Origin of the sequence: Streptomyces sp. NPDC005752, from assembly GCF_040630715.1 — a bacterium.
In the GTDB taxonomy this organism is placed as follows: domain Bacteria; phylum Actinomycetota; class Actinomycetes; order Streptomycetales; family Streptomycetaceae; genus Streptomyces.
This window is the reverse complement of sequence record NZ_JBEXYB010000013.1, coordinates 102256-116191: the sequence shown is the minus strand read 5'-3', so window position 1 is coordinate 116191 and position 13936 is coordinate 102256. Positions and strand designations below refer to the sequence as shown.

Below are 13936 nucleotides of genomic sequence, written 5' to 3'. Positions count from 1 at the left end.
CTACCGCTCCCACTACACCTGTAGTAAGGTGAGGTCGTTACTACAGGTGTAGTGAAAAGGGGGCTCAGGCGTGGCGACGTCCCGAGCGGTGGTCATCGGCAGCGGCATCGGCGGACTCACCGCCGCCGCGGCACTGTTCCGGAGCGGCTGGCAGGTCACCGTGCTGGAGCGCGCCTCCTCGCTCGAACCCATCGGCGCGGGCATCAGCCTCGCCCCCAACTCCCAGCGTGCCCTCGACGTCATCGGGCTCGGCGACGAGGTCAGGTCACGCGCCGCCTGGCAGGGCGACGGGGGCATGTGCACGCCGTCCGGGCGCCGGCTCGCCCGGACGGACAGCTCCGCCGCGGCCGAGCGGTTCGGCGGGCCCCTCGTGCTGCTGCGCCGCTCCGTGCTCATCGGCCTGCTCCGCGCCCGGCTCCCCGCGTCCGCCGTGCACACCGGCACACCGGCACAGCTCCTCGCACCCGGCAGCGCGGACGGGCGCCGGGCCGTGGTCAGGACTCCCTCGGAAGACATCGAGGCCGACCTGGTGATCGGAGCCGACGGAATCGGGTCGGCGGTACGCACCACGCTCTTCCCGCGTCATCCCGGCCCCTCGTACAGCGGCTTCACCACCTGGCGCCTCATCTCCCCGGGACCCGGCCGCACGTTCAGTCCGCACGAGACCTGGGGCCGCGGCGCACTGTGGGGCAGTCACCCCCTGAAGGACGGCGGGATCTACGCCTACGCTGCGGCGGCCGTGCCGGCGGGAGCCCGGGCCGCGGACGACGAGAAGGCGGAACTGCTGCGCAGGTACGGCGACTGGCACGACCCGATCCCCGGGATCATCGCCTCGGTGGCGCCCGACCAGGTGCTCCGCCACGACGTGTACCACCTGGACGACCCGCTGCCGTCGTTCCACCGGGGGCGCACGGTGCTCGTCGGTGACTCCGCGCACGCCATGGTGCCCTTCCTCGGGCAGGGCGGCAACCAGGCCATCGAGGACGCCGTCGTGCTCGCCCACCACGTCACGCCGGACGGGAACCTGGGCGAGGGCCTGGCTTCCTACAGCGCGGCCAGGGTGCCTCGCACGACCGCCATGGTCCGCAAGGCTGCGCAGGTCTCCCGGATGACGAGGCTGTCGGGGGCGCCGGCCGTCGCCCTGCGCAACGGGCTCATGTCCGCGGTCTCCCGGCTCGGCCCCGGGCTCGTCCTCCGGACGTTCGACGGCATCTGCGACTGGCATCCGCCGCAGCGCACGTATGCTGCCGTGACCAGGGAAGGGCAGAGCACGCGACCGTGACGACACCCTGGTCAAGGCGACAGGGAGAACCTCGTGAAGGTCGGCTGCATCGGGCTCGGCGACATCGCGCAGAAGGCGTATCTGCCGGTACTGACGACCCTGCCCGGCGTCGAACTGCATCTGCAGACCCGCACCCCGGCCACGCTGGCAGCCGTGGCGGCGTCCCACCGGATCCCCCCGGCGCAGTGTCACGAGGACCTCGGCCCGCTCCTGGCCCAGGGGCTGGACGCCGCCTTCGTGCACGCCCCGACCTCAGCTCACGCGGAGATCGCCGGCCGGCTGCTCGAAGCGGGCGTCCCCACCTACGTCGACAAGCCCCTCTCGTACGAACTCGCCGATTCCGAGCGCCTGGTGGCCCTCGCCGAGGACCGCGGCGTCTCGCTCGCGGTCGGGTTCAACCGCAGGCTCGCCCCGTCGTACGCGCAGTGTGCCGAGCACCCGCGCGAGCTGATCCTCATGCAGAAGAACCGGGTGGGCCTCCCCGAGGACCCGCGCACCATGGTCCTCGACGACTTCGTCCACGTCGTCGACACCCTGCGCTTCCTGGTCCCCGGCCCCGTGTCGAACGTCGTCGTGCGGGCACGCGTCGCCGACGGGCTGATGCACCACGTGGTGCTCCAGCTGTCCGGTGACGGATTCACCGCCATCGGCATGATGAACCGGCTCAACGGATCGACGGAGGAGATCCTCGAGGTCTCGGGGCAGGACGCCAAGCGCCAGGTCCTCAACCTCGCGGACGTCATCGACCACAAGGGGCAGCCGACCATGCGGCGACGCGGTGACTGGGTGCCGGTCGCCCGCCAGCGAGGCATCGAACAAAGCGTGCTGTCCTTCCTCGACGCGGTCCGGGCCGGGCGGGTTCTCAGCGCCCAGGACGCTCTGGAGACCCACCGGCTGTGCGAGCGGGTCGTCCTGGACGCGGTGGAGCAGGCGTCCTGAGACGCCTCAGCCCCGCCGCACCCAGGAAGACGGCCAGGACCGCAAGCGCGCCGTACACCGGCCAGGCGCCCAGCCGGACGTAGAGAGTGGTGCCCCGGGCGAGCGGTACGTCGTACACGGCGGCCTCGCTCGCGTCCGTACCGAGCGGCGCTCCCACCCGTTCACCCCGAGGCCCGTACACGGCGCTCACACCCGTGAGCGTCGCGTGCACCATCGGGCGCCCCGTCTCGGCCGCCCGCAGCGCCCCGAGCGAGGCGTGCTGCGCGGGGGCCCAGCTGTGCTGGAACGTCGAGGTGGACGACTGGGCGAGCAGCAGTTGCGCCCCGTCCTTCGCCAGCTGCCGGCTCATGTCGGGGAACGCCGACTCGAAGCACACCAGAGGGCCCACGCGCAGCCCGTCCGGCAGGTCCATCACCACGGGGCCGCTGCCGCGCAGCCGGTCCTCGCCCGCCGCCTTGCCCACCGAGGTGGCCCATCCGAGCAGCCCGCGGGCCGGGACGTACTCACCGAACGGCACCAGGCGCATCTTGTCGTAGCGGTCCCCGGTCGGGCCCTCGGGGCCCACCAGCACCGCTGACTTGAAGATGCCGGTGCGGCCCGGGCCGTCCGTGCGACGCGCGTCCATGTTGACCAGCACGTCGGCGCCGACCAGACGCGACAGCGCGGCGACGCGGTCCGCCGTGCCCGGACTCCGGGACAGATCGACACCGACACTGCTCTCGCCCCACACCACCAGGTCCACGCCCCGCCCGTCCAGACCGCGGGTCAGCTCCTCGCCGCGCGCGAAGCGGCGCTCGACGCTGCGGGGACCCTCGACCAGACCCGGCTGTACCACCGCGATCCGGGCCGTACCCGAAACCCGGGGCTGCGGCGCCCAGGCCACGGTCGCCCCGACGCCGATCGCCCCGGCCACCAGACACGCGGCCGCGGACGTGCGGGCCGCCGGTACGGCGAGCAGCAGCGTGAGCGCCGTGTTCACGGCCACCACGCCCAGACTGACCAGCCACACTCCGCCCACCGAGGCGACGCGCAGCGCGGGCGGGACGTCCCACTGGCTCGCGCCGAGCAACCCCCACGGGCCGCCGAGCCCCTCCCAGGAGCGGACCAGTTCGATCATCAGCCATCCGGAGGGCACCACGGCCACTGCGGCCGCGGAGCGGAGTACGGACGGCGGGCCCCCGAGCATCCGGGCCACGAGCAGGCCCCAGGGGACCCACAGCAGACCGAGCAGTGCGGCGAGCACCACGATGAACACATGAAGGCTCGGCATCAGCCAGTGGTGCACGGCGAGCATGAAGCCCACGCCGCCGAGCCAGCCGTCGGCCGCCGCACGGCGCCCCGTCCCCGCCGACCGGATCAGCAGCAGCCAGGGCACCAGAGCGACGTAGGCGAGCCACCAGAGCGAGGGCGTCGGAAACGTGAGGGCGGGCAGGGCTCCCGCGCACAGGGCCGCGACGCCCCGCCCGGTTCGGGACCGCAGCAGCCGCTCGTACGGCCGTGCGCCGCCCTCGCCCGCCCGCACGGCCGGAGGCCGCTCGCCCCGCATCGGCATGCGTCTCCTCCTCGCCCGTCCTGCGCTTGATCCCAGTGTGGTGCAGAAGATCAGCAGCGCACAGGGGGCGTGCCGCGGTACCGAGGTGTGCGACGGCCGTCACCGGCAGCGGATCAGCCCGCGTCCGCTCCGGGGGCGTACCGCCACTTCCGGTGCGCCGTGGCGGTCCGTATCCGCCAGCCCTCTTCCGTACGCCGCAGTTCGAAGACGTACCGGCCGCCGGTGAACAGGGCCGGAGCCGACTCCCCGTCCCAGGCTTCCGGGCCCGCCGGACTGAGGTAGTCGGCCCGCACCTGCGCCTGGTCGCCCGGATAGCCGCCCAGATCCTGAAGGTCCAGACGCCGGTTGACGATCAGATGCTGGCGGGCAGGGAAGGACCGGAAGTCCTCCGCGAGCCACCTCCCGGCCTCGGCGGCCGGTCCCAGGGACCCGCCCGCGCCGCGGTAGTCGGCCTGCCCGTCCGGCGTGAACAGTGCGCCGTACTCCTCCCAGGCACCGTCGCCCACCGCCACCGCGTAGTCGGTGATCACTGCATCGATGGAGAGCCGGTCCATCACCGTCGCGAGAGCCACGCGCTGTGTCATCGCCCAAGTCTCGTCGGTCGGGAGCGGCACGCCTAGGGGGTGTCCGCAACGTCTCCGCCCGCCCCGGGCCCGTGCCGAAACAGCCCCGAACCGCGAGCACGACCCGTCGAGCGCCCCGGGCCCGGTGGCCCTCACCGGTGCGCGCCGGTGACTGTGCAATGGACGTAACCACGCTTGATCGCCCTGCGTGACACCGGGGAAACGGCGGTTCCGTACCCTCGCGATGTCAGCGTCCCCCATGAAAGGCCGTCCATGACCGTGCCGAACCCGCAGCCGGACACCCCCACCCAGGTGCGGACGGTCTGCTCGTACTGCGGTGTCGGCTGCGGGATGGTCCTCGACATCGGCATGGGCCCCGACGGACGGCGTACGGTCCTGAAGGTTGCGGGGGACAAGGCGCACCCCGCGAACGGCGGTCGGCTCTGTACGAAGGGGGCGACGAGCGCCGAGATGCTGGCCGCTCCCGGCCGGCTGACGACGCCCCTGGTGCGGGCGGACCGCAGCGAGGAGCCCGCACCCGCGCCCATGGAAGCGGCGGTCAGGGAGACCGCGCGACGGCTCCGCGCGATCGTCGACGAGCACGGGCCCGACGCGCTCGCCCTCTACGTCTCCGGGCAGATGACGCTGGAGGCGCAGTACCTCGCCAACAAACTGGCCAAGGGCTTCGTCCGCACGAGCTGGATCGAATCCAACTCCCGGCTCTGCATGGCCGGCGCGGGCAGTGGCTACAAGCTCTCGCTGGGCGCCGACGGCCCGCCCGGCTCGTACGAGGACTTCGGGCACGCCGACACGTTCCTCGTCATCGGCTCGAACATGGCGGACTGCCACCCCGTCCTTTTCCTCCGCCTCATGGAACGGGTGAAGGCCGGCGCGAAGCTCATCGTGGTCGACCCCCGGCGCAACGCCACCGCCGACAAGGCCGATCTCTTCCTGCAGATACGCCCGGGCACGGACCTGGCCCTGCTCAACGGCGTGATGCACCTGCTCGTCGAGAACGGCCACACCGACCCGGAGTTCATCGCCGAGCACACCGAGGGCTGGGAGGCCATGCCCGGCTTCCTGAAGGACTACCCGCCTGCCGCGGTCGCGGAGATCACCGGCATCCCGGAGGCCGACATCCGCCTGGCCGCCCGCTGGATCGGTGAGGCGGGCGAGTGGATGAGCTGCTGGACCATGGGCCTCAACCAGAGCACCCACGGGACCTGGAACACCAACGCCCTCGTCAATCTGCATCTCGCCACCGGGGCCATCTGCCGCCCCGGCAGCGGCCCGTTCTCGCTCACAGGCCAGCCCAACGCCATGGGCGGCCGCGAGATGGGTTACATGGGCCCCGGCCTGCCCGGCCAGCGCGCACTGCACTCGGACGAGGACCGGGCCTACGTCGAGGAACTGTGGGACGTCGAGCCGGGGACCCTGAGTACGGACGCGGCGGGTATCGGGACCGTCGACATGTTCCGGCGCATGTCGGACGGCGAAATAAAGGCGTGCTGGATCATCTGCACCAACCCGGTGGCATCCGTGGCCAACCGCCGGACCGTCATCGAGGGGCTCGAGGCGGCGGAGTTCGTCGTCACCCAGGACGTGTTCGCCGACACCGAGACCAACGCCTACGCCGACGTCGCCCTGCCCGCCGCGCTCTGGGGCGAAGCCGAGGGCGTCATGGTCAACTCGGAGCGGAACCTCACGCTCGCCCGGCAGGCAGCCGATCCGCCGGGGGAGGCATGGCCGGACTGGCGGATCATCGCTCGCATCGCGTGCGAGATGGGCTACGAAGAGGCCTTCGGCTACACAAGCGCCGAGGAGATCTTCGACGAGATCAAGCGGGCCCACAACCCGAAGACCGGATACGACCTGCGCGGAGTCACCTACGAACGGCTGCGCCGCACCCCCGTCCAGTGGCCCAGCGCCGCCCTGGACGGGCCCGACCGCAATCCGGTCCGCTACCTGAACGACGGCGTCAGCCAGACCCTGGCCGTACGCCCGGACGGGAGTGTGCCCCGGCTTGCCTTCCCCACCGCGAGCGGCCGGGCGGTGTTCTTCGCCCGCCCGCACATGCCTGCGGCCGAGATGCCCGGCGACGGTTTCCCCTTCGTGCTCAACACGGGCCGCCTGCAGCACCAGTGGCACACCCTGACGAAGACCGGGAAGGTCACCAAGCTCAACCGGCTGAACCCCGGACCCTTCGTGGAGATCAGCCCGCAGGACGCGGCAGCCCTCTCGATCGCCGAGGGCGACTCCGTCGAGGTCGCCTCTCGGCGCGGCCGCGCCGTGCTGCCGGCCGTCGTGACCGACCGGGTGCGGCCCGGGGACTGCTTCGCACCGTTCCACTGGAACGATCTCTTCGGCGAGTACCTCAGCGTCAACGCGGTCACGAACGACGCCGTCGACCCGGTGTCCTTCCAGCCCGAGTTCAAGATCTGTGCCGTGACACTGGTGAAGGTCGCCGCCGCCGCGCAGCCCTCTGTCCCCGTGCCGGCGGAAGCCGCCGCCGCGACCCCCGCCGCGACCCCCGCCGCGGTCCTCGCCGGGGTGTTCGGGATCGCGGACGTGGCCCCACCCGTACTTGCCGAACACGAGCGGCGCTACCTGTCCGGGTTCCTCGCGGGACTCGGCACACAGACCGAGGGCACACCCGTGCTCCCGGTGCACGCACCGTTCGAGCCGGACCACGCCCTCTGGGCCAACGGGGTCCTGGCCGGCATGTTCTCCCGAACTCCCGGCACCGACTCGCGAGATGCTCGACCCGACGGGACGACGGCGCAGGTACCCGACGCGGTGTCAGGAAGGCAGATCGTCGTGCTGTGGGCGTCGCAGACCGGGAACGCCGAGGTGGTGGCCGAGGCAGCGGCCCGGCGGCTGACTGCCGAAGGGCGGACGGCGACCCTCCTCGGGATGGACGACCGGCCCCTGGAGAGCCTCCCGCGCACAGCCGATCTGCTGGTCGTCACCAGCACGTTCGGAGACGGCGACGCTCCGGACAACGGCTCCGGTTTCTGGCAGTCGCTCAGCGCGGCCGACACACCCCGGCTGGACGGCGTGCGCTATGCCGTACTCGCCCTGGGGGACTCCTCGTACGACGACTTCTGCGGGCACGGCAGGCGGCTGGACGAACGCTTCGGCGAACTCGGCGCCGTGCGGCTCGTCCCCCGTACGGACTGCGAACCGGACTACGAGGAGCCGGCCGGGCGGTGGCTCGACGAGGTGTTCGCGGCACTGGGCGCCCCGTCCGGCCCTCCCGCGCCGCCCACCCTCGACGCCGCTTCCGTGACCCCGGCCCACTCGAAACGCAGAACGACCGGGCGCCTCGTGGGCAACAAGCTGCTCAGCCTCCCCGGGGCCACCAAAGAAGTTCGGCAGTTCACTTTCGACACGCAGGACAGCCCCGTACCGCTCACGTACGAAGCGGGTGACGCCCTCGGGGTGGAGGCACGCAACTGCCCCGATCTCGTGGCGGAATGGCTGGCCGTCACCGGACTGGATGCCGCGGTACCGGTCGACCTGGCAGGCGTCGGCCCCGTACCCCTGGGCGAGGCGCTCCACCGACACCTGGACGTCGCCCGGATCAGTCCGGCTCTGCTGCGGCTGGTCGCCGAGCGCACACACGACCGCACCCTCAAAAAGCTCCTGCGCCCCGACAACAAGGGTGAACTCGCCCAGTGGGCCTGGGGGAGGCAGGCCGTCGACGTCATCGCGGAACACTCCGCCCGCGCCACCGCGGCCGAGTGGACCGGGGCCCTCACGCGGCTCCGGCCGAGGCTCTACTCCATATCCTCCAGCCCACTCAGCGACCCAGGCCTCGTGCGTCTCACCGTCTCCGTCGTCCGCTACGAGAACCGGCACGGCGCCGTCCGCAAAGGAGTGGCCTCCACCTTCCTCGCCGACGCGGAGCCGGGCAGCCCCGTCCCCGTCTTCGTCCGGAGCGCCCCGCACTTCCGGCCACCGGCCGACCCGGCCACCCCCATGGTCATGGTCGGCCCCGGCACCGGCGTCGCCCCGTTCGTCGGATTCCTCGACGAGCGGCGGGTCCTCGGTCACGCAGCCCCCAACTGGCTGTTCTTCGGCGAGCAGCGCAGCGCCACCGATTTCTACTACCGCGAGGAGCTCGACTCCCTGCGCCGCGACGGCACCCTGACCCGGCTGGACACCGCTTTCTCCCGTGACCAGCGCGCGAAGGTCTACGTCCAGGACCGGATGCGTGAGCACGGCGCCCAGCTGTGGTCCTGGCTCCAGGAGGGGGCCCACGTCTACGTCTGCGGCGACGCCTCCCGGATGGCGAAGGACGTGGACCGGGCACTGCGGGACATCGCCGTCGCCCACGGCGGACTTCAGGAGGGCGCCTCCGCCGCGTACGTCAAGCAGCTCGCCGCCGACAAGCGGTACGTGCGGGACGTGTACTGAGCACAGCTCACTTCCCCCTACGCCGCCTCGACGACACCTTCCTGCACCGCGGAACCCCACTCGACCAGCAGTCGCTCATACTCCTGGCGGGCCTCCAGCGAGCCCAGACCGCCCTCCACGAGCGCGCGAATCTCCGCGTTCAGCTCGGTGAGTGAGCGGACAGGATTCTGCTCAGCAGGTGGTAGGGGCATGCGCCCAGTCTACGGGCGGGGGCTGACAATGGCGTCGACCGTGTCGGGGACGAGGGTCCACGACGGGGACGGGCCGGCCTGTCCGCGGGCGGTGTGTCAGTGCGCGGGAGCACGTCCTGCACCTGCGAAGCCCGGCCGCCCGCCCGCCCCCGTGCGGCCGCCCCGAACCGCGCGGCCGGGGGACGAATCCCCTGGTGGGGTGGGTCAGCCCGCCGAATCGCCCGCGTGGGGGCTCAGCACACCCGCGCCGACCAGGATGAAGAGCACGATGCCCAGGATCACGCGGTAGATGACGAACGGCATGAAGCTCTTCGTCGTGATGAACTTCATGAACCACGCGATGACCGCGTAGCCGACCACGAACGCGATGATCGTCGCGAAGATGGTCGGACCCCAGGAGACGTGTCCCTCACCGGCGTCCTTCAACTCGAACACGCCCGAGGCCAGCACCGCCGGGATCGCCAGCAGGAACGAGTAGCGGGCCGCCGCCTCACGGGTGTAGCCCATGAGCAGGCCACCGCTGATCGTCGCGCCCGAGCGGGAGACGCCGGGGATCAGGGCCATCGCCTGGCAGAAGCCGAAAATCAGGCCGTCCCTGACACCCAGTTCCTTGAGCGACTTGCGCTCCTTGATCGCCCGGTGCTTGCCGCCGGTCTCGTCGCGCGCCGCGAGGCGGTCCGCGATGCCGAGGACGACGCCCATGACGATCAGTGTCGTCGCGATCAGGCGGAGGTCGCGGAAGGGACCCTCGATGTGGTCCTTGAAGGTGACACCGAGGACGCCGATGGGAATCGAGCCGATGATGACCAGCCAGCCCATCTGGGCGTCGTGGTCGCCGCGCATCGAGGAGTTCGTCAGGGACCGGGACCAGGCCGAGATGATCCGTGCGATGTCCTTGCGGAAGTAGATGAGGACCGCGGCCTCCGTGCCGATCTGGGTGATCGCGGTGAACGCGGCCCCCGGGTCGTGCCAGCCCGCGAAGGCGGCGGTCAGCCGCAGATGCGCGCTGGAGGAGATCGGCAGGAACTCGGTCAGTCCCTGAACGAGGCCCAGGACGAATGATTCGAACCAGCTCATGGGGCTTAGGCCATCCCGGAGGTACTCATGCAACGGCCGACGGGCGTGAAAGCCGTCGGCACCGTGCGGATGCGGTCAGAAAGGGGGACGGGACGCCACGGCCCCGGACATCCTCTGTCGGTTGCGGGCAGCGTATCGCCTGGAGGTGAACAGACTCCCGCCTGCCCCTGGCTACGCCGCGCTGCCGGCCTCCTGCCCGGACCGCGCCGCCTGCCCCGGGGGAACCGCGCCGTCGGTGCCGCCCAGCCTGTGCCGCTTGCGCCACGCCACCAGCGCGGCACCCGCACCGGACAGCACGATGAAGCCCATCGCCGCCAGGAAGACCGGCGACGTCGGCGAGGAGGCCGTGCTGCCGGCGATGACGTAGGCCGCCGTGTTCGGGATCGAGCCGATCCCCGTGGCGAGCAGGAACGGCGGGTAGCCCATGCGCGAGGTCGCCGCACAGTAGTTGGCCGCGGCGAACGGCACCCCGGGGAAGAGTCGCAGCGCGAGCATGGACCTGAACCCGTGCCGGCTCAGCAGCCCGTCCGCCGCCTTCAGGTACTTGCCGCGCAACAGCGTCCGGAGCGCGTCCTGCCCCAGCACCCTGCCGAGCAGGAAGGACACCCCGGCACCGAGGACGGTCCCGGCCAGCGCCGCCGCGAGACCGGCCTGGGCCCCGAACAGCGCACCGGCGGCCAGGTTGAGCAACGGGCGCGGCACGAAGGCGACCGTGCACACGCCGTACGCGAGTCCGAACAGCATCGCCGCGGCGGAGCCCGTGAGTTGGGGCGGCCAGCCGGAGGCGAGCAGACGCTGTGGTTCGAACAGCAGCATCGTGGTGGCGGCGGCCAGCAGGACCGCCACGAGCAGGGAGAACCGGGACCAGGGGGAGAGCAGCGCCCTCGTACAGCGCACTGCGAGGCCACCGGAGGGCCGTGTTGCGGGGACGGGGTCGAACATTTGGGGAGCGTAACCGAAACGTGTGTGTGATCGCCGTAATGGGCGGGCGTCCGGCGGCGGGCCACCGAACCGGGCACCCCAGCCGGGTGCGGCGTTCTCCCTGCCGGATACCAGGACCGCCCGCTCCCCGAGGCGCCGCGCGCTTCACGACAGGCGGGACAGCACGTGCGCGTCGAGGAAACCCCGCTCGGAGGCGGGATCGTGGAGCAACCGGGCGAACGGCGTGAGCCCGGCCCCTGCGAGCAACTCGGTCATCCGGTCCACCGGCCAGCTGTAGGCGGGCGCCACCTTGTGGTCGAAGCGGACCGGTTCGGGTCCGTCGGTCCCGAAGAACGAGACCAGCAGCAGGCCGCCCGGTGCCAGGACGCGCACCTGCTCGGCGAGCAGCGCGCCCAGTTCTCCGGGCGGAGTGTGGATCATCGAGTAGTGGGCCATCACACCACCGAGCGAGCCGGCCTCGACCGGCATGGCCTCCATCCGCGCCTCGTCGAACCGCAGCTTCGGATGGGTCCGCCGGGCGTGGTCGATCATGGCGGGGGAGAGGTCGAGCCCGAAGGCGTCCAGCCCCAGGCCGTCCAGCATGGCCGTCAGATGCCCGGGCCCGCACCCGACGTCGGCTGTCCGCAGGTTGCCCGTCCCGCGTACCAACTCGGCGAAGGTGCCGATCATGGACCGCGCGAACGGCTGTGTCTCCAGCCGGTCGGCGAACATCGACGCGTAGAGTTCGACGATCCCGTCGTAGGCCGACCTGGTCTCGTCGTGGTGTTCCACCATGGGGAAGCCTGACCTCACAGTCCTTTTTCCAAGGGTTTTCTCGACCTGTTCCACCGGCACCTGTTCCACCGGCGCCGCCGCAGGGCCTCCGCCGCCCCGGCGGGGGAGTCACCCCGTCGCGACCTGCTCGCCCTTCCTGGGCGGCGGCGGCGCGGCCGCTCCGTGGCGGCGGTCGATCAAAGACAGGAGCGGGCCCGTCAACGAGGTGGTGGCCACCGCCATCACCAGCAACGCAAGATACAGGCCGGAGGTGAGCACTCCGGCGCTGTACCCGGCCTGGAGCAGGACGATCTCGGTGAGCCCGCGGGTGTTGAGCATGACGCCGATGCGGAGTGCCTCGGTGTGCCCCTCCCCGCCCAGGCGGGAGACCGCGTAGCCGCCTCCGATCTTGGAGAGCACGGCCACGATCGTCGCGAGGATCGTCACCAGCCAGGGGATGCCGCCCGAGCCCGTCCATACCGACAGCCCGGTGGCGACGAAGAAGACCGGAACCAGCCACAGGCCCAGGGTGGAAACCCGGCGGACCGGTGCGTCCCAGTGCGGGGAGCCGGGCGGGATCATCAGGCCCACCATGAACGCGCCGAAGATCGCGGTGAGTCCGAGAGACTCCGCCACATCCGCCGCCTGGAGCACGCAAAAGCCCAGGACGACGGCCACCGGCCAGGGCCACCTGGCGCAGAGGCGCTCGGCTCGAGAGGTCTTCAGCAGGCGGCGGCCCAGGACGGCCACCGGGGCTCCGGCCACCAGTACGACAGCGGCGGTCGAGACGCCGCCCGAGCCGGGTCGGGCGACTGCGATCACCACGGCCAGCAGCAGCCAGGCGACGGCGTCGACGAGCGCCGCCGAGGTCAGTGAGAGCCGTCCGGCGTGGGTGGTGGTCAGGCCCCGGTCGGCGAGGATCCTCGCGAGGACGGGCACCGCCGACACTGCCATGGTGATCGCCAGCAGCAGCACGAAGGCCAGGGTGGGCGCGGTCCCCCGCAGGGAGGGCCGATCGTGGAGGACGAGCCAGCCGCCGAACGCCGCGCCGGCCATCAGGGAGGGCACCAGGGTGCCCAGCGTCGTCCAGCCGATGGCCCTGTCCCGCAGGCGGGAGGCGTCCAGGCGCAGTTCGTGCGCGACGCCCACGAGGAACAGCACCAGTCCGGCGTGCCCCAGGTCGCGCAGCGGCTCCAGCACGTCGGCCGGTAACAGGACGGACTGCGCACCGGGCCACGCCCAGCCGAGGACCGCGGGCCCGAGCAGCATGCCGAAGGCGATCTCGCCGACGACGCCGGGCTGCCCGATCCGGCGGGCGAGCCGGCGTCCCAGAAGCCCGACGGCCAGGAAGGCGGCGAGTGCGGCGATCGCGTGTGCGGCTAGCGGAAGCGTCACCGGCCCGCCGGTCCATCACCCGCCGCGCCGTCGCCCGTGCCGCCGGCCGTCAGGAAGTCGACGGCACGGCGGACCACGGCGTCGTCGCGCAGCACCCTGGTGTGGCCCAGGTCCCGCACCCGCATGAGCTCACCCCGCTCCCAGGCCGCCACCAGTGTCTCGCTGTCGGTGATCGGCGACTCCGGGTCGTTCTCGTCGTGGACGACGAGCAGCCGGCTGGTGAAGTCCCGTGCCACGACGGCCGGTTCGATGGCGTCGAAGGAGATGTCGAGCCATTCCTCCGCACGGGAGCGGACCAGCGCAATGGCCTCGGGCGACACCTGCATGACCTCACCGGACCGGCGCCAGAGGCTGGTGTAGCTGCTGATGGGGTTGATGAAGACGGCGCGCTCCAGCGTGACCCCGCGCGACATGGCGTAGGTCGTCGCCGCGGCGCCCATCGAGTGGGCGACGACGGCATGGAAGGGGCCGTACCGCTTGTCGGCCGCCTCCACCGCCCTGGCGAAGTGGATGACGGAGGACCGTTCCCCCTCGGACTCGCCGTGGCCGGGGAGGTCGGCGACGACCACCGCGCAGCCCGCCCGGACGAGCGCGTCCGCCAGGACGGTCAGGTGCCCGGCGTTGCCGGCCCAGCCGTGGACCAGCAGGATCCGCCGCTCACCCTCGCCCCACAGGTAGTGGACCACCTTGCCGCCGTCGACGACCTCGACCTCCTTGGCGGCCTGCTCCAGGATCGGCCGGGTGGCGTTCGGAGGCTGCGTCCGCATCGGCGTGAAGGCCAGCCGGTGCAGCTTCTCCGTGATGTCCGTGCTCAATTCGATCG

The 13936-nt window shown here is 71.8% G+C and carries 11 protein-coding genes; 3 read left to right on the top strand and 8 right to left on the bottom strand.

Annotation, left to right across the window (positions count from 1 at the left end):
* Positions 1 to 70: 70 nt before the first annotated feature.
* Positions 71 to 1282 (top strand): FAD-dependent monooxygenase, encoded by a 1212-nt coding sequence (locus ABZ441_RS13695; protein WP_358972307.1) that lies wholly within the window; start codon positions 71 to 73, stop codon positions 1280 to 1282.
* A 33-nt stretch (positions 1283 to 1315) separates the two neighbouring features.
* Entirely contained in the window at positions 1316 to 2221 is a 906-nt protein-coding gene (locus ABZ441_RS13690; RefSeq protein WP_358972304.1) for a Gfo/Idh/MocA family oxidoreductase, read from the top strand.
* Here the strand turns inward: ABZ441_RS13690 and lnt are convergent.
* The gene (lnt, locus tag ABZ441_RS13685) at positions 2145 to 3773 is read right to left on the bottom strand and encodes an apolipoprotein N-acyltransferase (protein WP_358972301.1); all 1629 of its coding nucleotides are present in this window, start codon (positions 3771 to 3773) and stop codon (positions 2145 to 2147) included. The two genes, ABZ441_RS13690 and lnt, sit on opposite strands and share 77 nt — an antisense overlap.
* A gap of 113 nt (positions 3774 to 3886) precedes the next feature.
* Positions 3887 to 4357, bottom strand: a complete 471-nt coding sequence (locus tag ABZ441_RS13680) for a nuclear transport factor 2 family protein (protein ID WP_358972298.1) — start codon at positions 4355 to 4357, stop codon at positions 3887 to 3889.
* Between the two features lie 252 nt (positions 4358 to 4609).
* On the opposite strand from ABZ441_RS13680, the gene ABZ441_RS13675 reads away from it, so the two are divergent.
* Entirely contained in the window at positions 4610 to 8755 is a 4146-nt protein-coding gene (locus ABZ441_RS13675) for a molybdopterin-dependent oxidoreductase (protein ID WP_358972295.1), read from the top strand.
* A gap of 17 nt (positions 8756 to 8772) precedes the next feature.
* Here the strand turns inward: ABZ441_RS13675 and ABZ441_RS13670 are convergent, their stop codons facing one another.
* The 6 genes from ABZ441_RS13670 to ABZ441_RS13645 form a co-directional block, all read right to left on the bottom strand.
* Positions 8773 to 8946 (bottom strand): hypothetical protein, encoded by a 174-nt coding sequence (locus ABZ441_RS13670; protein ID WP_358972292.1) that lies wholly within the window; start codon positions 8944 to 8946, stop codon positions 8773 to 8775.
* 204 nt (positions 8947 to 9150) lie between these two features.
* The gene (locus tag ABZ441_RS13665) at positions 9151 to 10023 is read right to left on the bottom strand and encodes an undecaprenyl-diphosphate phosphatase (RefSeq protein ID WP_358972289.1); all 873 of its coding nucleotides are present in this window, start codon (positions 10021 to 10023) and stop codon (positions 9151 to 9153) included.
* Between the two features lie 171 nt (positions 10024 to 10194).
* The gene (locus ABZ441_RS13660) at positions 10195 to 10965 is read right to left on the bottom strand and encodes a TVP38/TMEM64 family protein (RefSeq protein ID WP_358972286.1); all 771 of its coding nucleotides are present in this window, start codon (positions 10963 to 10965) and stop codon (positions 10195 to 10197) included.
* A gap of 144 nt (positions 10966 to 11109) precedes the next feature.
* Positions 11110 to 11739 (bottom strand): class I SAM-dependent methyltransferase, encoded by a 630-nt coding sequence (locus ABZ441_RS13655; RefSeq protein WP_358972283.1) that lies wholly within the window; start codon positions 11737 to 11739, stop codon positions 11110 to 11112.
* Positions 11740 to 11847: 108 nt separating this feature from the next.
* Entirely contained in the window at positions 11848 to 13113 is a 1266-nt protein-coding gene (locus ABZ441_RS13650) for a cation:proton antiporter (RefSeq protein WP_358972281.1), read from the bottom strand.
* Positions 13110 to 13928, bottom strand: a complete 819-nt coding sequence (locus ABZ441_RS13645; RefSeq protein WP_358972277.1) for an alpha/beta fold hydrolase — start codon at positions 13926 to 13928, stop codon at positions 13110 to 13112. The genes ABZ441_RS13650 and ABZ441_RS13645 overlap by 4 nt, the downstream gene beginning before the upstream one ends.
* Positions 13929 to 13936 lie beyond the last annotated feature (8 nt).